The organism is Thalassovita aquimarina, from assembly GCF_018219815.1.
In the GTDB taxonomy this organism is placed as follows: domain Bacteria; phylum Pseudomonadota; class Alphaproteobacteria; order Rhodobacterales; family Rhodobacteraceae; genus Thalassobius; species Thalassobius aquimarinus.
Genome location: NZ_JADMKU010000006.1, coordinates 99,020 through 122,210 on the forward strand (window position 1 = coordinate 99,020; position 23,191 = coordinate 122,210).

Here is a 23,191-nt window from a genome sequence, read left to right on the forward strand (position 1 = left end):
ATACCCCATGAGCGAGAAATTTACCGGCAATTTCACCCAGCAGGAACCGATCCCGGACGAAGCGATCGAGGCCGCCGTCGCGGTGATGAAAACCGGCCGTCTGCACCGCTACAACGTGGCGCCGGGCGAGGCAGGCGAGGTCGCGCTGCTGGAACGAGAATTCGCCGCGGCGATGGGGGCGAAATACGCGCTGGCCGTGGCTTCGGGGGGCTACGCGCTGGCCTGTGCCCTGCGCGCCGTCGGGGTGGGGCCCGGCGACAGGGTTCTGACCAACGCCTTCACGCTGGCTCCGGTGCCCGGTGCAATCGCCAGCGTCGGCGCGGTGCCGGTCTTCGTCGGCGTGACCGAGGAACTGGTGATCGACCTTGATGATCTGGCCGCCAAGGCGGGGCAGGGCGAAGTGCTGATGCTGTCGCACATGCGCGGGCATCTGTGCGACATGGACCGGTTGATGGGTATCTGCAACGCGGCGGGCATTCGGGTGATCGAGGATTGCGCCCATACCATGGGCGCGCGCTGGCGCGGCCGGCTGTCGGGAACCGACGGGATCATCGGCTGCTATTCGACCCAGACCTACAAGCATCTGAATTCGGGCGAGGGCGGTTTCCTGATCTGCGACGATGACGAGGTCATGGCCCGCGCGGTGATGTTGTCGGGATCCTACATGCTGTATGACCGTCACCTGGCGGCGCCTGATCCGGAGGTGTTCGAGGCGGTCAAATACTACACGCCCAACGTGTCGGGCCGGATGGATCATCTGCGCGCCGCGATCCTGCGGGTCCAGTTGCGCGATCTCGACCGGCAATGCGACCGCTGGAACGAGCGTTACCGGGTGGTCGAGGATGGGTTGCGCGGCACGCCGGGCCTGACGGTGATCGAGCGTCCCGAACAGGAAGACTATGTCGGATCGTCGATCCAGTTCCTGCTGCTGGACTGGTCCGAGGACAGGATCGCCGAGGTTCTGCGGCGGTGTCTTGAGCGCGGGGTTGAATTGAAGTGGTTCGGCGGCGCCGAGCCTTCCGGCTTTACCAGCCGCTACGACAGTTGGCGGTACGTGCCGAGCGAGGCGATGCCGCGCACCGATTGGGTGCTCAAGGGGATCGTCGACATGCGGCTACCGCTGACCTTCAGCCTGGAGGATTGCGCGCTGCTGGCTCGGATCATCAAGGCCGAAGTCGGCGCGGTCTGGCAGGCGGGATAAGGGGCGCTGCCCCTCTTGGCCGACGGCCAATTCACCCCGGGATATTTCCGAAAAGAAGAAGAGGATCGCCGTACCCTGTCCGGGCGGGGCGCGTGGGCGTTTGGCGCTTTGGTGAACAGCACGCTTGACGCGACTCGGGCGCTGTGACATTTATTGAACAAGTGTTCATTAACCCGGAAGGAGGAGCCGGACCATGTTCAACGCCGTGATGAATTTCGACCTGGGCGAAGATGTGAATGCGCTGCGCGAGATGGTGCATCGCTGGGCGCAGGAACGGGTGAAGCCGATGGCGGCCGAGATCGACCGCTCAAACGCCTTCCCCAACGAGCTGTGGCAGGAAATGGGCGAGCTGGGCCTTCTGGGCATCACCACGCCGGAGGAATACGGCGGTGCCGGCATGTCCTACCTGGCGCATGTGATCGCGGTCGAGGAAATCGCCCGCGCCTCGGCCAGCGTTTCGCTGAGCTATGGCGCGCATTCGAACCTTTGCGTCAACCAGATCAAGCTGAACGGCAACGAGGAACAGAAGCGGAAATACCTGCCCAAGCTGATTTCCGGCGAACATGTCGGCGCGCTGGCGATGTCGGAGCCCTCAGCCGGGTCCGACGTGGTGTCGATGAAGCTCAAGGCGGAAAAGCGCAACGGCTATTATGTTCTGAACGGCAACAAGTACTGGATCACCAACGGCCCGGATGCCGACACGCTGGTGGTCTACGCCAAGACCGACCCGGACGCCGGGTCGAAGGGCATCACCGCCTTCATCATCGAAAAGTCGATGACCGGGTTTTCCACCTCGAACCATTTCGACAAGCTCGGCATGCGCGGATCGAACACCGCCGAGCTGGTTTTCGAAAACGTCGAGGTGCCGTTCGAAAACGTCCTTGGTGAGGAGGGCAAGGGCGTTCGCGTGCTGATGTCGGGGCTGGATTACGAACGCGTGGTTCTGTCCGGGATCGGCACCGGTATCATGGCCGCCTGCATGGACGAGGTCATGCCCTACATGGTCGAGCGCAAGCAGTTCGGTCAGTCGATCGGGGATTTCCAGCTGATGCAGGGCAAGATCGCCGACATGTACACGGCGATGAATTCCACCCGCGCCTATGTCTACGAAGTCGCCAAGTCCTGCGACCGGGGCGAGGTGACCCGCCAGGACGCAGCCGCCTGCGTGCTTTACGCCAGCGAAGAAGCGATGAAAGTGTCGCATCAGGCGGTGCAGGCGATGGGCGGGGCAGGCTTCCTGTCGGAAGCGCCGGTCAGCCGGATTTTCCGCGATGCCAAGCTGATGGAAATCGGCGCAGGCACTTCCGAGATCCGCCGCATGCTGGTGGGCCGCGAATTGATGGCGGCGATGCGCTGAGCCATGCTGCCGCGTGCTGAAACCTATGGCGAATTGATCCGGGATTTCCGCTGGGACATCCCGGCGCGGCTGAACATGGCGGCGCAGGTTTGCGACGACTGGGCCGCGCGCGCGCCCGACCGGGTGGCGATCATCGACATGACCGGGGCCGAGCGCCGCACCGTCAGCTATGGCCGGTCGCGGCAGATGGCCGACGGGCTGGCGCATGAGCTGGTGGCAAGCGGGGTGAAGCGTGGTGACCGGGTCGGCGTGTTGCGGTCGCAATCGCCCTGGACGGCGGCGGCGCATATCGCATGCTGGAAGCTCGGCGCGATTTCGATCCCGCTGTTCAAGCTGTTCGGGGTCGAGGCTCTGATCACGCGGCTGGAAGATGCCGGCGTCGAATTGGTCGTCGCCGATCCGGACGGGACCGAAGGGTTGACCGAATGGCTGAAGGGGGCAGGGCGGCAGGCGCTGGTTCCGGAAACCTGCGATCTTTCCGATGCCCGGTTCGAGACCGCCGATACCGGCTCTGAGGACCCTGCCGTTCTGATCTATACCAGCGGAACGACCGGGGCGCCCAAGGGCGCGCTGCACGGCCACCGGGTGCTGACCGGCCACCTGCCGGGGGTCGAGGTCAGCCACGATTTCCTCGGCCAGCAGGGTGATTGCCTGTGGACGCCGGCCGACTGGGCCTGGATCGGCGGGCTCTTTGACGTGCTGATGCCCGGTCTGGCGCTGGGTGTGCCGGTGGTGGCCGCAAGGATGGACAAGTTCACCGTCGCCGAATGCCGGCGCATCGTCGACGTGGCGGGGGTGCGCAACGTGTTCTTCCCGCCCACGGCTTTGCGGATGCTGAAGGCCGAGGATGCCGCCATTTCGGGCCTGCGCTCGGTCGCCTCGGGCGGCGAACCTCTGGGGGCGGAAATGCTCGACTGGGGGCGTCGCGCCTTCGGTTTGCGGATCAACGAATTCTACGGCCAGACCGAATGCAACATGGTGGCGTCTTCCTGCGGCGCGCTGTTCAGCCCGAAACCGGGTTGCCTCGGCAAACCCGCGCCGGGGTTCGAGATCGCGGTGCTGGACGGCGACGGAAACCCCTTCGACGGCGAGGGCGATATCGCCATCCGCAAGGGTGCCGCCAGCATGATGCTGGAATACTGGAACCGGCCCGAAGCGACGGCGGAGAAATTCGTCGGCGACTGGATGCTGACCGGCGACCGGGGCACCTGGGACGGTGATTTCCTGCGCTTCGTCGGGCGCGAGGACGACGTGATCACCTCGGCCGGATACCGCATCGGGCCGAGCGAGATTGAGGACGGTCTGCTGAAACACCCCGCCGTCGCCACCGTCGGCGTGGTGGGCAAGCCCGACCCGCTGCGCACCGAGATCGTCAAGGCCTACGTGGTTCTGAAGCCGGGATATGAGCCCAGCGAGGCGCTGGCGAAGGAATTGCAGGATTTCGCCAAGGCACGGGTGGCGAAGCATTCCTATCCAAGGGAAATCGCCTTTCTCGACGCTCTGCCGATGACGGTGACGGGCAAGGTGATCCGCAAGGAGCTGAAGCGGCGGGCGGCTGAGGAGATTGCCCATGATTGACGATCAGCATCCGAACGCTGCCTTCTTCGAAATGATCGAAAAGATCGAACGAAATTTCTACGCCGATTTCGATCCCTTCTATTTTTGGATCATGGCTGATCGTGTACATACCGCTTCCCCTGCGAAGCTGCAGGTTCATGATGAAAACCGGGAAGTAATTTCGGATCATCCTCTCAATGATCGCCTTGAAAGGGCGATTGCGAACTATGACAAGTATGCGTCTTACACCGTCAGGGCATTGAGATACTTCTCTTCGGAAACGCTGATGCTATTGCTTCTCAGTGCTCCTAAGTCAAATCCATTCCCGCGCACGGCGTCAGTGCTTCGGGGGGACAGGTTGCTAGAACCAATACGATCTATTGCGTCCGGTAATGTCCCCGACAGTTTTTCGCTTTCAAGGAAGGGGGTCCCGATTGGATTTAATGAATGGGTTTCGTTCAAGCTGTTTAGCAACGTGGATTTGCTGTCCACTGAACAGGGTTCGGGAGAAATTATTGACCTTGTCAGAGAAGAGGCCGAGCTACTGTCTGAACGTGGTGCAATCAACGCCTATAAGCACGGGAAGCCTGTAAGCTATGGAGAAGGTATTAGACTTCAAATGAAAGGTGAGGATGGGGAGTATGTACCGGTCAGCTTACCATTGTTAGGTTTGAATTGGATCGATTGGTACGAGAAGCCAGCAGAACACCTTTCAATCGCTTTCGGCACTGAGGAACTAGATCCTGAAAGTGATAAAAAGCGAATATTTGCGACGTCTTTGTTAATGGATTCCATATGCCAAGTACGTTTGGCGTATTTGGACGGCAAACAACTGGACGACATACAAGTACCTATAAACATTGAGATAGGTAACAAAGTGAAGCGCCAGAAATTCAAATTTAATCTAGACGCCAAGAAGGATGAGAGATGAAACTGAAATCCAACGCTCTTCCCTCCTCGGAGGCCTTCCAGGCCAATCTGAAGGGCCATCTCGAGGCACTCGAAACCGTGAGCAAGGCCGCCGAGGCCGCCCGTCTGGGCGGCGGTGAACGGTCCCGTCAGCGCCATGAAGCGCGCGGCAAGATGCTGCCGCGCCGCCGGGTGGCGAACCTGCTCGACCCCGGTTCGCCCTTCCTCGAAATCGGCGCCACCGCGGCACACGACATGTACGGCAATGCCGCCCCCGCTGCCGGTGTCATCGCCGGGATCGGCCGGGTGCACGGGCAGGAGGTCATGGTGGTGTGCAACGACGCCACGGTGAAGGGCGGCACCTATTACCCGATGACCGTCAAGAAACACCTGCGCGCGCAGGAGATCGCGGAACAGAACCATCTGCCCTGCATCTACCTGGTCGACAGTGGCGGCGCCAACCTGCCGCAGCAGGACGAGGTGTTCCCGGACCGCGATCATTTCGGCCGCATCTTCTACAATCAGGCCAACATGTCGGCCAAGGGCATCCCGCAGATCGCCGTCGTCATGGGATCCTGTACCGCCGGCGGCGCTTACGTGCCGGCGATGTCCGACGTCACCATCATCGTCAAGGAACAGGGCACCATTTTCCTCGCCGGTCCGCCGCTGGTGAAGGCCGCGACGGGCGAGGTGGTCAGCGCCGAGGACTTGGGCGGCGGCGATGTGCATACGCGGCTCTCGGGCGTGGCGGATTATCTGGCCGAGGACGACGCCCACGCGCTGGCGCTGGCGCGCCGCGCCGTCAGCCACCTGAACCGCGCCAAGCCGCAGACGGTACAATGGCAAAGCCCCGAGGACCCGGCCTACGACCCCGACGAAATCCTCGGCGTGGTGCCCGCCGACCTGCGCACCCCCTACGACATCCGCGAGGTGATTGCGCGCACCGTCGACGGATCGCGCTTCGACGAATTCAAGCCGCGGTTCGGCGAAACCCTGGTGACGGGCTTCGCCCATGTCAAAGGCTGCCCCGTCGGCATCGTCGCCAATAACGGCGTGCTTTTCAGCGAGGCCGCCCAGAAGGGCGCGCATTTCGTCGAGCTGTGCAGCCAGCGCAAGATCCCGCTGGTGTTCCTACAGAACATCACCGGCTTCATGGTCGGGCGCAAATACGAAAACGAAGGCATCGCGCGCCATGGCGCCAAGATGGTCACGGCAGTGGCTTCCACCAAGGTGCCGAAGATCACCATGCTGGTGGGCGGCTCCTTCGGGGCGGGCAATTACGGCATGGCGGGACGGGCCTATTCGCCCCGCTTCCTGTGGACCTGGCCCAACTCGCGCATCTCGGTGATGGGCGGCGAACAGGCGGCGGGGGTTCTGGCCACCGTCAAGCGCGACGGCATCGAACGGCAGGGCGGCACATGGTCGGCCGAGGAAGAGGCAGACTTCAAGCGCCCTACCATCGAGATGTTCGAGGAACAATCCCACCCGCTCTACGCCTCCGCGCGTCTGTGGGACGACGGTATCATCGACCCGCGCAAGACCCGCGACGTGCTGGCCCTGAGCCTCAGCGCCTCGCTCAATGCGCCGATCGAAGACACCCGATTTGGCGTGTTTAGGATGTGATGATAAATGACCAGGCCTAGGAATAGTCAGCGGGGCAAAGTACTGCCATTTCGGCGTGGCGCACGGCGCCACCCGAAATGGGCTTTGGGCAGGCCGCCTGGTCGACCAAGGCATCCTCTTCATAACTGGCGCAGTAGGTTTGGTCTTGGCGTTGCCGTTCTGACATTGGGTGCCGTGGTGTTGCCCCCGGTCGGCGATGCCGTAAATGGAATGGTGAAACCTACGGACGGCTGTCGCGTCGTCGGTATCATAGACGGGGATACTGTACGGCTCCTTTGCTCGCGTAGTGGCGTCATATCAGGACGCGTGCTCGGTTATGATACTCCTGAGAAAAAGGCGCGATGTCTGAGCGAATTCATCGATGCATTACGCGCCACGCAACATCTGCGTTGGATGCTCTGGAAAAGTTCTAAGATTTCAACCCAGACCGTGGGTAAGGACCGATACGGCCGCGTATTGACGAAGCTAAGCGTGGATGGCTCGGACGTCTCCGAACGTATGATCGGTACGGGGCTAGCGCGCAGGTATGACGGAGGGCAGCGCCAGAGTTGGTGCGTAGAAGGATTTGGAGGCTTCTGATGTTTGATAAGATTCTGATCGCCAATCGCGGGGAAATCGCCTGCCGGGTGGCGCGCACCGCCCGTGCCATGGGCGTCAAGGTGGTTGCCGTCTATTCCGACGCCGATGCCTCCGCCGCCCATGTCGCCGCCGCCGACGAAGCCGTCCATATCGGCGGCTCGGCCCCGGCGGAAAGCTACCTCAAGGGCGAGCGGATCATCGAGGCTGCGCTCAAGACCGGCGCGCAGGCGATCCATCCCGGCTATGGCTTCCTGTCGGAAAACCCCGATTTCGTCGACGCGGTAGAGGCGGCAGGCCTGACCTTCATCGGCCCCTCGGCCGATGCGATCCGCAAGATGGGGCTGAAGGACGCCGCCAAGGCGCTGATGGAGGAAGCCGGTGTGCCGGTCGTTCCCGGCTATCACGGCGCCAATCAGGCCCCCGAACACCTGTCGGGTGCTGCCGACACCATCGGCTATCCGGTGCTGATCAAGGCGGTCGCGGGCGGTGGCGGCAAGGGGATGCGGCTGGTCGAGGCGCCCGCGGATTTCATGGCGGCGCTGGACAGCGCGCGCAGCGAGGCGCAGACCGCCTTCGGCAACCCCGATGTCCTGATCGAGAAATACATCCAGAAACCGCGCCATATCGAGGTGCAGGTTTTCGGCGACGGCGAAACGGCGGTGCATCTTTATGAACGCGACTGTTCGCTGCAGCGCCGCCACCAGAAGGTGATCGAGGAAGCCCCGGCGCCCGGCATGACCGAGGAAATGCGCGCAGCGATGGGGCAGGCGGCGGTGCGCGCGGCCGAGGCGATCGGTTACAAGGGCGCAGGCACCATCGAGTTTATCGTCGACGGCTCCAAGGGGCTGCGGCCCGACGGGTTCTGGTTCATGGAAATGAACACCCGCCTGCAGGTGGAACATCCCGTCACCGAGGCCGTTACCGGCATCGACCTTGTCGAATGGCAGTTGCGGGTCGCCGCGGGCGAGGATCTGCCGCTCGGACAGGACGAACTGACCCTGACCGGTCACAGCTTCGAATCACGGCTTTATGCCGAGGACGTGCCCAAGGGCTTCCTCCCCGCCACCGGCACGTTGGCGCACCTGCAATTCCCCGCAAGCGCCCGCGCCGATAGCGGCGTGCGCACGGGCGACACGATCAGCCCGTTCTACGACCCGATGATCGCCAAGATCATCACCTTCGGCCCTACCCGCGACATCGCGCTCAGCCGGATGAAATCGGCGCTGGACGGCTGTCAGGTGGCGGGGACGGTGACCAACCTGCGCTTCCTCTCTGCGCTTTGTGCCCATCCGGGCTTCGCGGCGGGCGAGGTCGATACCGGGCTGATCGGCCGCGACATCGACGATCTGACCGGCGCGCCGGTTCCCACCGTGCAGCACCGTGCGCTGGCGGCGCTGGCGGCGCTTGGCCTGCTCGATGGCGGTGATGAAACCGGCTTTGCCCTGTGGGAACCGCTGGCCCATCACGTGGCGCTGGACTTCGACGGCGAGGCGTTCGACGCGGATGTCCGCAGCCATGGCCCGGATCGCCACAGCGTCACCATCGGCGAGGAGGTCGTGGAGGCGATCCGCACCGGCACCCGCTGGGCGCTCGACGGCACCCCGGCGCCCGAACTTGCGGTGGCCGGCGACCTGATCACCGTCTTCGCCGATTCCGGGCTGGGCTTCACCCGCATCGATCCGCTCGACGTCGCCGCTAGCGGTGGTGCTGCGGGCAACGTGATCGAGGCGCCGATGCCGGGGCTGGTCAAGGCGGTTTTCGCCGAGGCCGGGCAGGCGGTGCAGGAAGGCGACCGGCTGGCGATCCTCGAGGCGATGAAGATGGAACATTCGCTGCTAGCGGCGCGCGACGGGGTGGTGGCCGAGGTTCTGGCCGAACCCGGCGCCCAGGTCGAAGCGGGCGCTGCGCTGATCCGGCTGGAGGAGGAAGAGGGATGACCGCCCGGCTGCATTCCATCGCGGGCAGCCGTTCCTTCAGGGTCTTGTGGCTATTGTTCGAACTGAACGAAGAGGTCGAGGTGGTCCGCTACGCGATCACCGACGGGTCGCTGCATACCGAGGATTTCAAGGCGATTTCGCCGGCGCGCCGGGTGCCGGCGCTTGAAATCGACGGTCGGGTGCTGTTCGAAAGCGGCGCGATCGTCCAATACCTGTGCGAAACCCGGTCCGGTCACGGGTTGATGCCCGCCCCGGAAGATCCGGAACGGGCCGATTGGCTGATGTGGCTGCACTACGCCGAAACGCTGGCCTGCCATATTCAGAACTTGAACATGCAGCACCTGTTCCTGCCCGATCCGGCGACGCGGTCCGCTACCGTGATGGAACTTGAAACCAAGCGTCTGGCGATCGCGCTGAAGGGGATCGAACGGGCGCTGCAAGACGGCGATTACCTGCTGCCGTCCGGATTTTCCGCCGCCGACATCATGATGGGGTTCACACTGGAAAGCGCGTCGCGCTACGTCCGCTTCGACCGTTTCCCCGCTGTCGCGGCCTATCGCGACCGGATCGCGGCGCGGCCGGCCTACCGCTCCGCGCTCGCGGCCGAGGGCGCGCAGCAATTCTATGACCGTGATTTCTATGATCTGCCCGAGGTGTGACCGATGACCGAATACGTCGAAATCTTCGAAATGGGGCCGCGTGACGGGCTGCAGAACGAAAAGCGGCTGATCCCGACGACGGAAAAGATCGCGCTGGTCGATTGCCTGTCCGAGGCCGGGTTCAAGCGCATCGAAGTGGCCAGTTTCGTCAGCCCCAAATGGGTGCCGCAAATGGCCGACAGCGCCGAGGTTCTGGCCGGCATCACCCGCAAGCCGGGCGTGTCCTACGCCGCGCTGACCCCGAACATGAAGGGGCTGGAGCGGGCCTTGGCAGCGAAGGCCGACGAGGTGGCGATTTTCGGATCGGCCTCGGAAGGGTTTTCCAAGGCCAACATCAACGCCACCATCGCCGAAAGCCTGGATCAGTTCGCACCGGTTGCCCGGGCGGCGCAAGAGGCCGGGATCCGGGTGCGCGGCTATATTTCCTGCGTCACCGATTGCCCGTATGACGGTGCGACCGACCCGGCGCAGGTTGCACGGGTGGCCGAGGCGTTGAATGAGATGGGATGTTATGAAATCAGCCTTGGCGACACGATCGGGCAGGGCAAACCGGAAACCATCGCGGCGATGCTCGATGCCGTTTTGCAGGTGACCCCGGCAGAACGACTGGCCGGGCATTACCACGACACCGCCGGGCGGGCGTTGGCCAATATCGAAGCGTCGCTGGAAAGGGGCGTGCGCGTATTCGATGCTGCCGTGGGTGGTCTGGGCGGTTGCCCTTATGCGCCCGGGGCTGCGGGCAACGTGGCGACCGAGGCGGTGCAGGCGCGGCTGACCGAGCTTGGCTACGAAACCGGGCTCGATCCCGTCGTGCTGGATCAGGCGGCGGAAATGGCGCGCGCGATGCGCATCGGATAAGGCAGGAAGAGGGCGGGGCATCCGCCAAGCGGAGGAGAAGCGGGATGAGCGAAACAGTCAGCATAGAACGGGACGGGCGCGGCGTTGCCACCTTGTGGCTGGACCGGGCGGAAAAGCATAACGCGATGTCGGCGCAGATGATCACCGACATTCACGACGCAGCCGATGCGCTGGCGGCGGATGATACGGTGCGCGTCGTTGTGCTGGCCGCGAAGGGCAAAACCTTCTGCGCAGGCGGCGACCTGGGCTGGATGCGGAGCCAATTCGAAGCCGACCGTGATACCCGCATGGCCGAGGCGACGAAACTCGCCCGCATGCTGCAGGCGCTCAACACCCTGCCGAAGCCGCTGATCGGCAAGGTGCATGGCAATGCGTTTGGCGGCGGCGTCGGAATGGCCAGCGTCTGCGATATCGCAATCGGCAGCGATCAGGTGACGATGGCGCTGACCGAAACCCGGCTCGGGCTGATCCCGGCCACCATCGGGCCTTACGTCTGTGCCCGCATGGGCGAGGCGCGGGCGCGCCGGGTATTCATGTCGGGGCGACGTTTCAAGGGGCCGGAAGCGGTGGAACTGGGGCTGTTGGCCAAATCCGTTCCCGCCGAGGATCTGGATGCTGCTGTCGAGGCCGAAATCGACCCCTATCTGGACTGCGCGCCGGGGGCGGTGGCACGGGCCAAGGCGCTGCTGCGCACGTTGGGGCCGCGCATCGACGAAGAAGTGATTCAGCACACCGCGGCCGAGCTTGCCGCCTGTTGGGAAGGCGACGAGGCGCCCGAGGGCATCGGCGCCTTTTTCGAAAAGCGCCAACCCGCTTGGCAGGGGTGACGGCGGCCCGATCCCGATTGCAGGTTGATCAGACACTTGGCGGCGCTCCCTCCGGGGGCGCCGTTTGTTCATCTATAGATGTATGTCGCTTGCGTCTTTCAACAGAATCGCCCATGCGAACATGACCTGTCCGAGGCCCTGTCTTCGGCCCGTTCCCCCGGGAAAGCTGCCCCGCACGGAAAAAAAAATTCACCTCCGTGCTGCGGCACAGCAAAGGCGGTTCCAGTGTGCTTTTGTATACATGGATTTTTCCGAACTTCTTCAATAATGTGAATATGTTTTGGCTCGGTTGACCCTGACAAGGGGCAAGAGTAAACCCTGCCTAGCTATAGCAGCCTACTGACTGCGCCTTTTGCGCATGAAAGGAGCCACCGTGGAAGAGATGCTGAGGGAATACCTTCCCATCCTCGTCTTTCTGGCCATTGCAATCGTTCTTGGCCTTGTTCTGATCCTCGCCGCCGTCGTTCTTGCCGTTCGTAATCCGGACCCTGAAAAGGTGTCTGCCTACGAATGCGGTTTCAACGCTTTCGACGACGCGCGAATGAAATTCGATGTCCGGTTCTATCTGGTGTCGATCCTGTTCATCATCTTCGATCTGGAGATCGCGATGCTGTTCCCCTGGGCGGTGGCCTTCAAGGACCTTTCCATGGTTGGATTCTGGTCGATGATGGTTTTCCTCGGCGTGCTGACCGCAGGCTTTGCCTATGAGTGGAAGAAAGGGGCCCTGGAATGGGAGTGATGACGGGGTCTAACACCGCCGGCTTCGACCGCGAAGTCGCGACGCAGGAACTGAACCGCGAACTGCAGGACAAGGGTTTTCTGCTGACCACGGTCGAAGACATTGTGAACTGGGGCCGCACCGGGTCGCTGCACTGGATGACCTTCGGTCTGGCCTGCTGCGCGGTCGAGATGATGCACACCTCGATGCCGCGCTACGACCTGGAACGCTACGGCACCGCGCCGCGCGCCTCGCCGCGCCAGTCCGACCTGATGATCGTCGCCGGCACCCTGACCAACAAGATGGCCCCGGCGCTGCGCAAGGTCTACGACCAGATGCCGGAGCCGCGCTACGTGATCTCGATGGGATCCTGCGCCAACGGTGGCGGCTATTACCATTACAGCTACTCGGTGGTGCGCGGCTGTGACCGCGTCGTACCGGTCGACGTCTACGTGCCCGGCTGCCCGCCGACCGCCGAGGCGCTGATGTATGGCATCATGCAGCTGCAACGCAAAATCCGCCGCACCGGCACCATCGTGCGCTGATCGCGGAAGGGGACAGACAATGACCGAAGCCTTGACCGAACTGGCCACCCATATCGAGCTCAAGCGGCCCGATTGCGTGATCGGATGGGACATCGTCTATGACGAACTGAACATCGACGTGGCCCCGGCCAATATCGTTGATTTCGTCGATTTCCTGAAAGCCGACCAGACCTGCAAGTTTTCCTCGCTGGTGGATATCACCGCCGTCGATTACCCCGAGCGGGCCAAGCGGTTCGACGTGGTCTATCACTTCCTGTCGATGTACCAGAACCACCGCATCCGCCTGCGGGTGTCGGTGCGTGAAGACGAAATGGTGCCCTCGATCGTTGATGTGCACCCTTCGGCCAACTGGTTCGAGCGCGAAGTCTTCGACATGTTCGGTATCATCTTCTCGGGCCATCCGGACCTGCGCCGGCTGCTGACCGACTATGGCTTCCGTGGCCACCCGCTGCGCAAGGATTTCCCGACCACCGGTTACACCGAGGTGCGCTACGACGAGGAACTCAAGCGCGTGGTCTATGAACCGGTGAAGCTGGTTCAGGAATACCGCCAGTTCGATTTCATGAGCCCTTGGGAAGGTGCCAATTACATCCTGCCCGGCGATGAGAAAGGGGAGGCGAAATGATGGACGGCTCCAAGTTTGACGACGGCAGCGTGGACGCGCTGCAGGGCGAACAGAAAATCCGCAATTTCAATATCAACTTCGGCCCGCAGCACCCGGCGGCGCACGGCGTGCTGCGCCTTGTGCTGGAACTGGACGGCGAAATCGTCGAACGCTGCGATCCGCATATCGGCCTGCTGCATCGCGGCACCGAGAAGCTGATGGAATCGCGCACCTATCTGCAGAACCTGCCCTATCTCGACCGCCTCGACTACGTGGCGCCGATGAACCAGGAACATGCATGGTGCATGGCGATCGAAAAGCTGACCGGCACCGAAGTGCCGCGCCGCGCGTCGCTGATCCGGGTGCTGTTCAGCGAAATCGGCCGGGTGCTGAACCACCTGCTGAACGTGACCACGCAGGCGATGGATGTCGGCGCGCTGACCCCGCCGCTCTGGGGCTTCGAGGAACGCGAGAAGCTGATGATCTTCTACGAACGGGCCTGTGGCGCGCGTCTGCACGCGAACTACTTCCGCCCGGGTGGGGTGCACCAGGACCTGACCGACGAACTGATCGACGATATCGAGGAATGGGCGGTCGAATTCCCCGTCGTTCTGGACGATATCGACGGGCTGCTGACCGAAAACCGCATCTTCAAGCAGCGCAACGTCGATATCGGCGTGGTGAGCGAGGAAGACATCCTGAACTGGGGCTTCTCGGGCGTGATGGTGCGCGGGTCGGGCCTGGCCTGGGACCTGCGCCGCGCGCAGCCCTATGAATGCTACGATGAATTCGACTTCCAGATCCCCGTCGGCAAGAACGGCGACTGCTACGACCGCTACCTCGTCCGGATGGAAGAGATGCGCCAGTCGACCAGCATCATCCGCCAGGCCGTCGCCAAGCTGCGCGATTGCCCCGGCGACGTGTTGGCCCGTGGCAAGCTGACCCCGCCTAAGCGGTCGGACATGAAGCAGTCTATGGAAGCGTTGATCCATCACTTCAAGCTTTACACCGAAGGCTTCCACGTGCCCGAGGGCGAAGTTTATGCCGCCGTCGAGGCGCCCAAGGGCGAATTCGGCGTCTACATGAAATCGGACGGGACCAACAAACCCTACCGAGCCAAGCTGCGCGCGCCGGGCTTCCTGCACCTGCAGGCGATGGATCACGTCGCCACCGGCCACCAGTTGGCCGACGTCGCCGCCATCATCGGCACCATGGATGTCGTGTTCGGGGAGATCGACCGGTGATGTGTGGAATTGAACTGACTATCGGAGCTTGTGCCTGATGCTACGCCGTCTCTATCACGATCAGCCCGAAAGCTTCGCTTTCACGCCCGAGAACCAGAAATGGGCCGAGGCGCAGATCACCAAATATCCCGAAGGCCGGGCGCAATCGGCCGTCATCCCGCTTCTGTGGCGGGCGCAGGAACAGGAAGGATGGCTGACCCGTCCGGCGATCGAATATGTCGCCGACATGCTGGGCATGGCCAACATCCGCGCGTTCGAGGTTGCCTCGTTCTACTTCATGTTCCAGCTGACCCCGACTGGGTCGGTGGCGCATGTGCAGGTCTGCGGCACCACGTCGTGCATGATCTGCGGCGCCGAGAAGCTGATCGAGGTCTGCAAGGACAAGATCGCGGACAAGCCCTTCACCCTGTCGGAAGACGGCAAGTTCACCTGGGAAGAGGTGGAATGCCTGGGCGCCTGCGCCAACGCGCCGATGGTGCAGATCGGCAAGGATTACTTTGAGGACCTGACCGCCGAACGCTTCGCCGAGATCCTTGACGAACTCTGCGCCGGCAAGGTGCCGGTGCCGGGGCCGCAGAACGGCCGTTTCGCGTCCGAACCCAAGTCGGGCCTGACCTCGTTGAAGGAATTCGACAGCGGCAAGACCCAGTATAACGCCAGCGTCCAGTTGGCTGTGGATCTGGGCGACACGGTGAAGCGGATCGACGGCACCGAAGTGCCGATCCTGACCCCGTGGCTGGGCAAGGGCAAGCCGTCCGCACCGAAAGCAAAGAAGGGCTCGGCAAGCGATACGGCTGACCGCTCCAAGGGGCGCCCGGCGGACGAAACCGGCGTGTCCAAGCAGGCGGCGCCGGCCAAGGCAACCGCCAAGCCGGAGCCAGCGGCCGAGGTGGCCGAAGCCGAACCGGCACTCCTGACCGCCCCCCGCGAAGGCGGCGCCGACGATCTGAAGAAGCTCAAGGGCGTCGGACCGAAGCTGGAACAGACGCTGAACGAGCTGGGCTTCTACCATTTCGACCAGATCGCGGCGTGGACCGAGGCGGAAATCGCTTGGGTCGACAACCGGTTGAAGTTCAAGGGTCGGATCACCCGCGACGGCTGGATCGAACAGGCCAAGACCCTGGCCGCCGGCGAAGATACCGAATTTTCCAAGCGCGTCGACAAGGGCGACGTGTACTGAGGATGATCTGAGTGAGTGAAGAGCGCGATATCGCCCTGGCCCGCAAGGGACGTATCACCGCCCTGGTGATCGCCGGAACAGCCGTGTTCTGGATCGTGGCGACTTTCGCCGGCGCTCAGCTTGAGCTGAGCCAGCGCACGCGCGCGCTTTTCGACCTGATCGCCTTGGCCGGGTTCGTCCTGGCCCTGGTGATGATTTTTCAAATCTGGCGCGCGCGCCAGAATAGCAAAGGGTAAAACGGGATGCTGAAGGACCAAGACCGTATCTTTACCAATATCTACGGCATGCATGACCGCACTCTGGCGGGGGCAAAGGCCCGGGGACATTGGGACGGCACTGCCGGCATCATCGAAAAGGGCCGCGACTGGATCGTGGAGCAGATGAAGGCCAGCGGTCTGCGTGGTCGCGGCGGCGCGGGGTTTCCGACCGGTCTGAAATGGTCCTTCATGCCGAAGGAAAGCGACGGGCGCCCGGCCTATCTGGTGGTCAACGCCGACGAATCCGAACCGGGCACCTGCAAGGACCGCGAAATCATGCGCCACGATCCGCATACGCTGATCGAAGGCTGCCTGATCGCCAGCTTCGCGATGGGCGCGCATGCCTGCTACATCTACATTCGTGGCGAATACATCCGCGAACGCGAAGCGCTGCAGCGCGCGATTGACGAAGCCTACGACGCCGGTCTGCTGGGCAAGAACGCCGCCGGATCGGGCTGGGATTTCGACCTTTACCTGCATCACGGGGCAGGGGCCTATATCTGCGGCGAGGAAACCGCGCTGATCGAAAGCCTCGAAGGCAAGAAGGGCATGCCCCGGATGAAGCCGCCGTTCCCGGCGGGTGCGGGCCTCTACGGTTGCCCGACCACGGTGAACAACGTGGAATCGATCGCCGTCGTGCCGACCATCCTGCGCCGCGGCCCGGAATGGTTCGCCGGTTTCGGCCGCCCCAACAACGCGGGCACCAAGCTGTTCGCGATCTCCGGCCACGTCAACAATCCCTGCGTGGTCGAGGAAGCGATGTCGATCTCCTTCGAGGAACTGATCGAGAAACATTGCGGCGGCATTCGCGGCGGCTGGGACAACCTGCTGGCGGTGATCCCCGGCGGGTCGTCGGTTCCCTGCGTGCGCGGTGAAAACATGCGCGACGCGATCATGGATTTCGATTACCTGCGCGGCGAACTGGGCTCGGGCCTGGGCACCGCAGCCGTGATCGTGATGGACAAGTCGACCGACATCGTCAAAGCGATCTGGCGGCTGTCGAAATTCTACAAGCACGAAAGCTGCGGTCAGTGCACGCCTTGCCGCGAAGGCACCGGCTGGATGATGCGCGTGATGGACCGCCTGGTGAAGGGCGAGGCCGAACCGGAAGAGATCGACATGCTGTGGGACGTGACCAAGCAGGTCGAAGGTCACACCATCTGCGCCCTCGGCGACGCGGCGGCCTGGCCGATCCAGGGCCTGATCCGCAATTTCCGCGAGGAAATCGAAGATCGCATCAAGGCTCAGAAAACGGGCCGCATGGGCGCGATGGCGGCGGAGTAACGAATGATGCGTGGTGCGGTCATCCTACTTCTGGCGGCGGGGCTTCTGGCCGGTTGTGGCGTTCGGGACAAGATCCGGGGCGACAATAACCGCGTGGCCTTTGACGGGATCTATTTCAAATCCCGCCTGACCGCCGAAAAGGATGACAAGATGGCCTTCGCCATCGCTGTTGCCGGGGCTTCGCAGAACCTTGAGGCGGCGCGCGAGGCGGGCCGCTTCGAGGCGACCAAGTACTGCGTTACCAATTTCGGCAATTCCGATGTCGACTGGACCGCCGGCCCCGATGCGCCGGCGGAAAACTTGAGCCTCGCAAACGACACTCTCAGCTTGGCCGGACGGTGCCGCGGATGAGAATTATTCCTGTCATATCAGCGCGTTGCGCCGGATGTTATTGCATAACAGCCGATCGTATCCGCATCTCTTCACAGCGTACCGCTGTGAACCAAGGAGATGTGACATGCGTATGATTTCGACCCTGATGACCGCCGCCGCCCTGACGCTGGGCCTGACCTATGCGGTCAGCGCCAAGGCGGCGCTGCGCGACGTGCCGCAGATCGACGACAACATGCTGTGGGTGGCGATCGCCATCGAGATCAGCGACAAGTGCGACGAAATCAAGCCGCGCACCCTGAAGGGGCTTTTGTTTCTCAATTCTCTGAAGAACGAAGCCAAGTCGATGGGGTACAGCGACGAGGAAATCCGCGCCTACGTCAAAAGCGATGAAGAAAAGGCCCGCATGCGCGTGCGCGGCGAAGCCTATGTGAAATCCAAGGGGTTGAACCCCGCCGATACCGGCGATCTGTGCACTCTCGGCCATGCCGAGATCGCGCGCAACAGCCAGATCGGTGTCCTGTTGAAAGCAAAGTGAGGCCAGATGTCGGACCTACGCAAGATCGTCATCGATGACCAGGAGGTCGAAGTCGAAGGGGCAATGACCCTGATTCAGGCCTGTGAACAGGCCGGGGTGGAAATCCCGCGCTTTTGTTATCACGAACGCCTGTCGATCGCGGGCAACTGCCGGATGTGTCTTGTCGAAGTGGTCGGTGGCCCGCCCAAGCCCGCAGCGAGCTGCGCGATGCAGGTGCGCGACCTGCGCCCGGGGCCGGAAGGCCAGCCGCCGGTGGTGAAGACCAATTCGCCGATGGTGAAGAAAGCGCGCGAAGGCGTGATGGAATTCCTGCTGATCAACCACCCGCTGGATTGCCCGATCTGCGACCAGGGCGGCGAATGCGACCTGCAGGATCAGGCGATGGCCTACGGCGTCGATTTTTCGCGCTACCGCGAACCGAAGCGGGCGGCGGACGACCTGAACCTCGGTCCGCTGGTCGAAACCCACATGACCCGCTGCATCAGCTGCACCCGCTGCGTGCGCTTCACCACCGAGGTCGCGGGCATTACCCAGATGGGCCAGACCGGCCGCGGCGAGGATAGCGAGATCACCTCGTATCTGGGCGAAACGCTCGACAGCAACATGCAGGGCAACATCATCGACCTGTGTCCGGTGGGCGCCTTGGTGTCGAAGCCCTATGCCTTCACCGCCCGTCCGTGGGAACTGACCAAGACCGAAACCATCGACGTGATGGATGCCCTGGGATCGAACATCCGGGTCGATACCAAGGGCCGCGAAGTGATGCGGATCCTGCCGCGCAACCACGACGGCGTGAACGAGGAATGGATTTCCGACAAGACCCGCTTCGTCTGGGACGGGTTGCGCCGCCAGCGCCTGGACACGCCCTACATCCGTGAAAACGGCAAGCTGCGCAAAGCCAGCTGGAGCGAGGCGCTTGCCGCCGCCGCCGCCGCGATGAAGGGCAAGAAGGTCGCCGGTCTGATCGGCGATCTGGTCCCGGTCGAGGCCGCCTTTGCCCTGAAGAACCTTATCGAGGGTCTGGGTGGCAAGGTCGAGTGCCGGACCGACAAGGCGCGTCTGCCGATCGGCAACCGTTCGGCCTATGTCGGCACCGCCAGCATCGAAGATATCGACTCTGCCAAGTTCATCCAGCTGATCGGCACCAACCCGCGCGATGAAGCGCCGGTTCTGAATGCCCGTATCCGCAAGTCCTGGCTGAATGGCGCAGAGGTCGGCCTAGTCGGCGAAGCCGCTGATCTGACCTATGACTATGCCCATGTCGGCAACGACCGCGCCGCGCTGGAAAGCCTGCTGGGCCGCGACCACGGTGCCGTCAAGGACGCGCTGAGCGTGGTGATCGTGGGGCAGGGCGCGTTGCGCGAAGCCGACGGCCTAGCCGTTCTGGCCGCGGCTCAGAAACTGGCCGAGGACACCGGTTCCAAGCTGATGGTTCTGCACACCGCCGCGTCGCGCGTCGGTGCGATGGATGTGGGCGCCGTGACCGAAGGCGGTGTCGAAGCGGCCACCGAAGGGGCAGAGGTGATCTACAACCTCGGCGCCGACGAGGTGGAAATCGGCGCAGGCGCTTTCGTGATCTATCAGGGGTCGCATGGCGATCTTGGCGCACACCGCGCCGACCTGATCCTGCCGGGCGCCGCCTACACCGAAGAAAACGGGCTGTTCGTGAACACCGAAGGCCGGCCGCAACTGGCGCTCCGCGCCGGGTTCGCCCCGGGCGAGGCAAAGGAAAACTGGGCCATCCTGCGGGCACTGTCGGCGGAACTCGGTAACGCACAGGCTTGGGACAACCTTGCACAGCTGCGTCAGGCGCTGGTGGCCGAGGTCCCGCATCTGGCGAAGATCGACGAAGTCGTCGAAAACGAATGGCAGCCGCTGGAACAGGACAAGCTCGGCAAGGCCAGCTTCGTATACGCGGTCAGGGATTTCTACCTGACCAACCCGATCGCGCGGGCCAGCCAGCTGATGGCGGAACTGTCCGCCAACGCCAAGGCACGGCAACAAGCGCCGGTGGCGGCCGAGTGATGCGGCGCGCCGTGATCATATCCCTTCTGGCGGCGATGCCGATCGCCGGTTGCGTCGAGGCGCAGCCGGAGGAAATGGCATACCGTCCCGACTATCGGGGTGTGGAGACGCGGCTGCTGGACGGCGATCTGGTCAATTTCATCGTGGAAATGACCGGTGCCCGCACGGGCGAGGATGTGGCGGATTACGCGGAATGCGCGGCAGCGCAATACACGCTGATCCGGGGATATGGCTTCGCGCGCCACCTGCGCACGAATGTCGATGAACAAGGCGGCCTGTGGCGGGCGGATGCGGTTTACACCATCTCGCCGGCGCTGCCCCGTGGATCGCGGACGATCGACGCCGAAGTCGTCGCCGCGCATTGCGCGGAAAACGGAATACCGATGGTGTGAGGACCAAATGGCAGATTTCTTTGCGAACACATATCTAGGCATGGCGCTGGTGATCATCGGGCAGGTCTTCCTGATCGTCATTCCGCTTCTGGTGGCGCTGGCCTTCCTGATGTATGCCGACCGGAAAATCTGGGCCGCCGTGCAGATGCGCCGCGGGCCCAACGTGGTGGGCGTCTTCGGCCTGCTGCAGAGTTTTGCGGACTTCCTGAAATACATCGTCAAAGAGGTGGTGTTCCCCGCCGGGGCCGACAAGGTGGTGTTCCTTCTCGCCCCGATGATCAGCCTCGTGATGGCATTGATCGCCTGGGCGGTGATCCCGTTCAACGACGACTGGGTGCTGTCGGATATCAACGTCGCGATCCTGTATGTCTTCGCCGTCTCCTCGCTGGAAGTCTACGGCGTGATCATGGGCGGGTGGGCCTCGAACTCGAAATACCCGTTCCTGGGCTCGCTGCGCTCTGCCGCGCAGATGATTTCCTACGAGGTATCGATCGGGCTGATCATCGTCGGCGTTATCATTTCCTCGGGCTCGATGAACTTCGGTGACATCGTACGGGCGCAGGACGGCAACTACGGCCTGTTCAGCTGGTACTGGGTGCCGCATTTCCCGATGCTGTTCCTGTTCTTCATCTCGGCGCTGGCCGAAACCAACCGTCCGCCGTTCGACCTGCCGGAAGCGGAATCGGAACTGGTGGCCGGCTACCAGGTCGAATACAGCTCGACCCCGTTCCTGCTGTTCATGATCGGCGAACTGGTGGCCGTGGTGCTGATGTGCGCGCTGACCTCGCTGCTGTTCTTCGGCGGCTGGCTGTCGCCGATCCCGGGCCTGCCCGACGGTATCCTGTGGATGGTGGGCAAGATGCTTTTCGTCTTCTTCATCTTCTCGATGGTCAAGGCGATCACCCCGCGTTACCGCTACGATCAGCTGATGCGGATCGGTTGGAAAGTGTTCCTGCCGCTGTCGCTTGGCTGGGTGGTGATCGTGGCCTTCCTTGCAAAATTCGAAGCCTTCGGCGGTGCTTATGCCCGCTGGGCGATTGGGGGCTGATATGACTCAGATCGATTACGGCCGCGCGGCCAAATACTTCCTGCTCGCGGATTTCGTGAAAGGGTTCAAGCTGGGGCTGAAATACTTCTTCGCCCCCAAGGCCACCCTGAACTACCCGCATGAAAAGGGCCCGCTTAGCCCGCGTTTCCGCGGCGAACACGCGCTGCGCCGCTATCCCAACGGGGAAGAGCGCTGCATCGCCTGCAAGCTGTGCGAAGCGATCTGCCCAGCGCAGGCGATCACCATCGACGCCGAACCGCGCGACGACGGATCCCGCCGCACCACGCGCTATGACATCGACATGACCAAGTGCATCTATTGCGGCTTCTGCCAGGAAGCCTGCCCGGTGGATGCCATCGTAGAAGGTCCGAATTTCGAATTCGCCACGGAAACCCGCGAAGAACTGTTCTACGACAAGGCAAAGCTGCTGGAGAACGGCGACCGCTGGGAAGCCGAAATTGCCCGTAACCTGGAACTGGACGCCCCCTACCGATGAGCGACCCCACCAACCCTTTCGAGCTGATGATGCAGCAGGCCCAGGCGATGGCGAAAGCCGTCAACCCGGCGCTGGAATCCTTTTCTCCGAAAGGGTTCGAGGCGCTGTGGCCCACCATGCCCAAGGACATGATGGAAATGGCCTTCGGCAAGGGCATCAGCAAGGACGGGCTGGACGCCAAGACGCGGCTTTTGCTGACGCTCGCCGGGCTGACCATGCAGGGCGCGCAGAACGAAACCGGGTTCCGGATGACGGTGCGACATGCGCTCGAAGCCGGGGCCAGCAAGGATGAAATCGCCGAAACCATCGCGCAGATGTCGATGTTTGCCGGCATTCCCGCCATGACCAAGGGCATGGAACTGGCCCGTGAGGTCATGGACGACAAAGAGGATAAAGAAACATGACGATTGCAGCGCTGGCATTCTATCTGTTCGCGATCTGCGCCATCGCCGGGGGGCTGTTCACCGTGATCAGCCGCAACCCGGTGCATTCGGTGCTGTGGCTGATCCTGGCCTTCCTGTCCTCGGCGGGGCTGTTCGTTCTTCTGGGGGCGGAATTCGTCGCGATGCTTCTGGTCATCGTCTATGTGGGGGCGGTCGCGGTGCTGTTCCTGTTCGTGGTGATGATGCTGGATATCGATTTCGCCGAGCTGAAGGCGGAAATGGCGAAATACATGCCGCTGGCGCTGCTGATCGGGGTGGTCATCCTGATGCAGTTCGGCCTGGCCTATGGCGTCTGGGATTACGCCGAACACGCACAGGACGCGCGCGCCGCGGTGATGCCCGAGGGCGTGGAAAACACCGCCGCGCTCGGCATGCTGCTGTACGACAAGTATTTCCTGCTGTTCCAGCTGGCCGGGCTGATCCTGCTGGTCGCGATGATCGGCGCGATCGTGCTGACCCTGCGCCATCGCCAGAACATTAAGCGCCAGAACGTGCTGGCCCAGATGTGGCGCGACCCGGCCAAGGCGATGGAACTGAAGGACGTGAAACCGGGGCAGGGGCTTTGACCCCGGTCCCAGCC

25 protein-coding genes are annotated in these 23,191 nt (G+C 62.9%); all 25 read left to right on the forward strand.

All coding sequences use genetic code 11. The features are described from left to right. Window positions 1-7: 7 nt before the first annotated feature. The gene (locus IT775_RS09020) at window positions 8-1,201 is read left to right on the forward strand and encodes a DegT/DnrJ/EryC1/StrS family aminotransferase (protein WP_212700773.1); all 1,194 of its coding nucleotides are present in this window, start codon (window positions 8-10) and stop codon (window positions 1,199-1,201) included. Between the two features lie 193 nt (window positions 1,202-1,394). Further along, the gene (locus IT775_RS09025) at window positions 1,395-2,558 is read left to right on the forward strand and encodes an isovaleryl-CoA dehydrogenase (RefSeq protein ID WP_212700774.1); all 1,164 of its coding nucleotides are present in this window, start codon (window positions 1,395-1,397) and stop codon (window positions 2,556-2,558) included. Between the two features lie 3 nt (window positions 2,559-2,561). Continuing rightward, entirely contained in the window at window positions 2,562-4,136 is a 1,575-nt protein-coding gene (locus IT775_RS09030; protein ID WP_212700775.1) for an AMP-binding protein, read from the forward strand. Beyond that, window positions 4,129-5,046, forward strand: coding sequence for a hypothetical protein (locus IT775_RS09035; protein WP_212700776.1), 918 nt, complete (start codon window positions 4,129-4,131; stop codon window positions 5,044-5,046). Before IT775_RS09030 ends, IT775_RS09035 begins: the two co-directional genes overlap by 8 nt. Further along, on the forward strand, window positions 5,043-6,647 hold the full coding sequence (locus tag IT775_RS09040; RefSeq protein ID WP_212700777.1) for a carboxyl transferase domain-containing protein: 1,605 nt from the start codon (window positions 5,043-5,045) through the stop codon (window positions 6,645-6,647). Before IT775_RS09035 ends, IT775_RS09040 begins: the two co-directional genes overlap by 4 nt. A 210-nt stretch (window positions 6,648-6,857) precedes the next feature. Continuing rightward, window positions 6,858-7,226, forward strand: a complete 369-nt coding sequence (locus IT775_RS21655) for a thermonuclease family protein (protein ID WP_373049874.1) — start codon at window positions 6,858-6,860, stop codon at window positions 7,224-7,226. Beyond that, on the forward strand, window positions 7,226-9,163 hold the full coding sequence (locus IT775_RS09050; RefSeq protein ID WP_212700779.1) for an ATP-binding protein: 1,938 nt from the start codon (window positions 7,226-7,228) through the stop codon (window positions 9,161-9,163). Before IT775_RS21655 ends, IT775_RS09050 begins: the two co-directional genes overlap by 1 nt. After that, window positions 9,160-9,822, forward strand: a complete 663-nt coding sequence (locus IT775_RS09055; protein WP_212700780.1) for a glutathione S-transferase family protein — start codon at window positions 9,160-9,162, stop codon at window positions 9,820-9,822. Before IT775_RS09050 ends, IT775_RS09055 begins: the two co-directional genes overlap by 4 nt. Before the next feature lie 3 nt (window positions 9,823-9,825). Beyond that, complete coding sequence (locus tag IT775_RS09060; RefSeq protein ID WP_212700781.1) at window positions 9,826-10,680, forward strand: hydroxymethylglutaryl-CoA lyase; 855 nt, start codon at window positions 9,826-9,828, stop codon at window positions 10,678-10,680. 44 nt (window positions 10,681-10,724) lie between these two features. Then, the gene (locus IT775_RS09065) at window positions 10,725-11,507 is read left to right on the forward strand and encodes a crotonase/enoyl-CoA hydratase family protein (RefSeq protein ID WP_212700782.1); all 783 of its coding nucleotides are present in this window, start codon (window positions 10,725-10,727) and stop codon (window positions 11,505-11,507) included. Between the two features lie 373 nt (window positions 11,508-11,880). Continuing rightward, complete coding sequence (locus tag IT775_RS09070; RefSeq protein WP_212700879.1) at window positions 11,881-12,246, forward strand: NADH-quinone oxidoreductase subunit A; 366 nt, start codon at window positions 11,881-11,883, stop codon at window positions 12,244-12,246. Further along, entirely contained in the window at window positions 12,237-12,770 is a 534-nt protein-coding gene (locus IT775_RS09075) for a NuoB/complex I 20 kDa subunit family protein (protein ID WP_212700783.1), read from the forward strand. The genes IT775_RS09070 and IT775_RS09075 overlap by 10 nt, the downstream gene beginning before the upstream one ends. A gap of 19 nt (window positions 12,771-12,789) precedes the next feature. Continuing rightward, window positions 12,790-13,395 carry an NADH-quinone oxidoreductase subunit C gene (locus tag IT775_RS09080; RefSeq protein ID WP_212700784.1) on the forward strand — a complete coding sequence of 202 codons (606 nt, stop codon included), beginning with the start codon at window positions 12,790-12,792 and terminating at the stop codon, window positions 13,393-13,395. Beyond that, entirely contained in the window at window positions 13,395-14,618 is a 1,224-nt protein-coding gene (locus tag IT775_RS09085; RefSeq protein WP_212700785.1) for an NADH-quinone oxidoreductase subunit D, read from the forward strand. Before IT775_RS09080 ends, IT775_RS09085 begins: the two co-directional genes overlap by 1 nt. Window positions 14,619-14,655: 37 nt before the next feature. Next, window positions 14,656-15,798 (forward strand): NADH-quinone oxidoreductase subunit E, encoded by a 1,143-nt coding sequence (locus IT775_RS09090; protein ID WP_212700786.1) that lies wholly within the window; start codon window positions 14,656-14,658, stop codon window positions 15,796-15,798. Window positions 15,799-15,809: 11 nt separating this feature from the next. Continuing rightward, the gene (locus tag IT775_RS09095; protein ID WP_212700787.1) at window positions 15,810-16,034 is read left to right on the forward strand and encodes a DUF5337 domain-containing protein; all 225 of its coding nucleotides are present in this window, start codon (window positions 15,810-15,812) and stop codon (window positions 16,032-16,034) included. Between the two features lie 6 nt (window positions 16,035-16,040). Continuing rightward, a complete protein-coding gene (nuoF, locus tag IT775_RS09100; protein ID WP_212700788.1) occupies window positions 16,041-17,339 on the forward strand; it encodes an NADH-quinone oxidoreductase subunit NuoF in 1,299 nt (432 codons plus the stop codon). A gap of 3 nt (window positions 17,340-17,342) precedes the next feature. Beyond that, window positions 17,343-17,690: a hypothetical protein gene (locus IT775_RS09105; RefSeq protein WP_212700789.1), complete on the forward strand. Its 348-nt coding sequence runs from the start codon at window positions 17,343-17,345 to the stop codon at window positions 17,688-17,690. Between the two features lie 106 nt (window positions 17,691-17,796). Next, entirely contained in the window at window positions 17,797-18,207 is a 411-nt protein-coding gene (locus IT775_RS09110; protein WP_212700790.1) for a DUF5333 domain-containing protein, read from the forward strand. A 6-nt stretch (window positions 18,208-18,213) separates the two neighbouring features. Next, the gene (gene nuoG, locus IT775_RS09115; RefSeq protein ID WP_212700791.1) at window positions 18,214-20,232 is read left to right on the forward strand and encodes an NADH-quinone oxidoreductase subunit NuoG; all 2,019 of its coding nucleotides are present in this window, start codon (window positions 18,214-18,216) and stop codon (window positions 20,230-20,232) included. Continuing rightward, window positions 20,232-20,624 carry a hypothetical protein gene (locus IT775_RS09120; protein WP_212700792.1) on the forward strand — a complete coding sequence of 131 codons (393 nt, stop codon included), beginning with the start codon at window positions 20,232-20,234 and terminating at the stop codon, window positions 20,622-20,624. Before nuoG ends, IT775_RS09120 begins: the two co-directional genes overlap by 1 nt. Window positions 20,625-20,631: 7 nt before the next feature. After that, the gene (gene nuoH / locus IT775_RS09125) at window positions 20,632-21,672 is read left to right on the forward strand and encodes an NADH-quinone oxidoreductase subunit NuoH (RefSeq protein ID WP_212700793.1); all 1,041 of its coding nucleotides are present in this window, start codon (window positions 20,632-20,634) and stop codon (window positions 21,670-21,672) included. 1 nt (window position 21,673) lies between these two features. Beyond that, on the forward strand, window positions 21,674-22,168 hold the full coding sequence (gene nuoI / locus IT775_RS09130) for an NADH-quinone oxidoreductase subunit NuoI (protein ID WP_212700794.1): 495 nt from the start codon (window positions 21,674-21,676) through the stop codon (window positions 22,166-22,168). Beyond that, a complete protein-coding gene (locus IT775_RS09135; protein WP_212700795.1) occupies window positions 22,165-22,572 on the forward strand; it encodes a carboxymuconolactone decarboxylase family protein in 408 nt (135 codons plus the stop codon). Before nuoI ends, IT775_RS09135 begins: the two co-directional genes overlap by 4 nt. After that, window positions 22,569-23,177 carry an NADH-quinone oxidoreductase subunit J gene (locus IT775_RS09140; RefSeq protein WP_212700796.1) on the forward strand — a complete coding sequence of 203 codons (609 nt, stop codon included), beginning with the start codon at window positions 22,569-22,571 and terminating at the stop codon, window positions 23,175-23,177. The genes IT775_RS09135 and IT775_RS09140 overlap by 4 nt, the downstream gene beginning before the upstream one ends. Window positions 23,178-23,191: the final 14 nt, after the last annotated feature.

Coding starts and splice junctions, on each gene's coding strand:
- IT775_RS09020 (WP_212700773.1), top strand. CDS start 8: ATGAGCGAGAAATTTACCGGCAATTTCACCCAGCAGGAACCGATCCCG.
- IT775_RS09025 (WP_212700774.1), top strand. CDS start 1,395: ATGTTCAACGCCGTGATGAATTTCGACCTGGGCGAAGATGTGAATGCG.
- IT775_RS09030 (WP_212700775.1), top strand. CDS start 2,562: ATGCTGCCGCGTGCTGAAACCTATGGCGAATTGATCCGGGATTTCCGC.
- IT775_RS09035 (WP_212700776.1), top strand. CDS start 4,129: ATGATTGACGATCAGCATCCGAACGCTGCCTTCTTCGAAATGATCGAA.
- IT775_RS09040 (WP_212700777.1), top strand. CDS start 5,043: ATGAAACTGAAATCCAACGCTCTTCCCTCCTCGGAGGCCTTCCAGGCC.
- IT775_RS21655 (WP_373049874.1), top strand. CDS start 6,858: ATGGTGAAACCTACGGACGGCTGTCGCGTCGTCGGTATCATAGACGGG.
- IT775_RS09050 (WP_212700779.1), top strand. CDS start 7,226: ATGTTTGATAAGATTCTGATCGCCAATCGCGGGGAAATCGCCTGCCGG.
- IT775_RS09055 (WP_212700780.1), top strand. CDS start 9,160: ATGACCGCCCGGCTGCATTCCATCGCGGGCAGCCGTTCCTTCAGGGTC.
- IT775_RS09060 (WP_212700781.1), top strand. CDS start 9,826: ATGACCGAATACGTCGAAATCTTCGAAATGGGGCCGCGTGACGGGCTG.
- IT775_RS09065 (WP_212700782.1), top strand. CDS start 10,725: ATGAGCGAAACAGTCAGCATAGAACGGGACGGGCGCGGCGTTGCCACC.
- IT775_RS09075 (WP_212700783.1), top strand. CDS start 12,237: ATGGGAGTGATGACGGGGTCTAACACCGCCGGCTTCGACCGCGAAGTC.
- IT775_RS09080 (WP_212700784.1), top strand. CDS start 12,790: ATGACCGAAGCCTTGACCGAACTGGCCACCCATATCGAGCTCAAGCGG.
- IT775_RS09085 (WP_212700785.1), top strand. CDS start 13,395: ATGGACGGCTCCAAGTTTGACGACGGCAGCGTGGACGCGCTGCAGGGC.
- IT775_RS09090 (WP_212700786.1), top strand. CDS start 14,656: ATGCTACGCCGTCTCTATCACGATCAGCCCGAAAGCTTCGCTTTCACG.
- nuoF (WP_212700788.1), top strand. CDS start 16,041: ATGCTGAAGGACCAAGACCGTATCTTTACCAATATCTACGGCATGCAT.
- IT775_RS09105 (WP_212700789.1), top strand. CDS start 17,343: ATGATGCGTGGTGCGGTCATCCTACTTCTGGCGGCGGGGCTTCTGGCC.
- IT775_RS09110 (WP_212700790.1), top strand. CDS start 17,797: ATGCGTATGATTTCGACCCTGATGACCGCCGCCGCCCTGACGCTGGGC.
- nuoG (WP_212700791.1), top strand. CDS start 18,214: ATGTCGGACCTACGCAAGATCGTCATCGATGACCAGGAGGTCGAAGTC.
- IT775_RS09120 (WP_212700792.1), top strand. CDS start 20,232: ATGCGGCGCGCCGTGATCATATCCCTTCTGGCGGCGATGCCGATCGCC.
- nuoH (WP_212700793.1), top strand. CDS start 20,632: ATGGCAGATTTCTTTGCGAACACATATCTAGGCATGGCGCTGGTGATC.
- nuoI (WP_212700794.1), top strand. CDS start 21,674: ATGACTCAGATCGATTACGGCCGCGCGGCCAAATACTTCCTGCTCGCG.
- IT775_RS09135 (WP_212700795.1), top strand. CDS start 22,165: ATGAGCGACCCCACCAACCCTTTCGAGCTGATGATGCAGCAGGCCCAG.
- IT775_RS09140 (WP_212700796.1), top strand. CDS start 22,569: ATGACGATTGCAGCGCTGGCATTCTATCTGTTCGCGATCTGCGCCATC.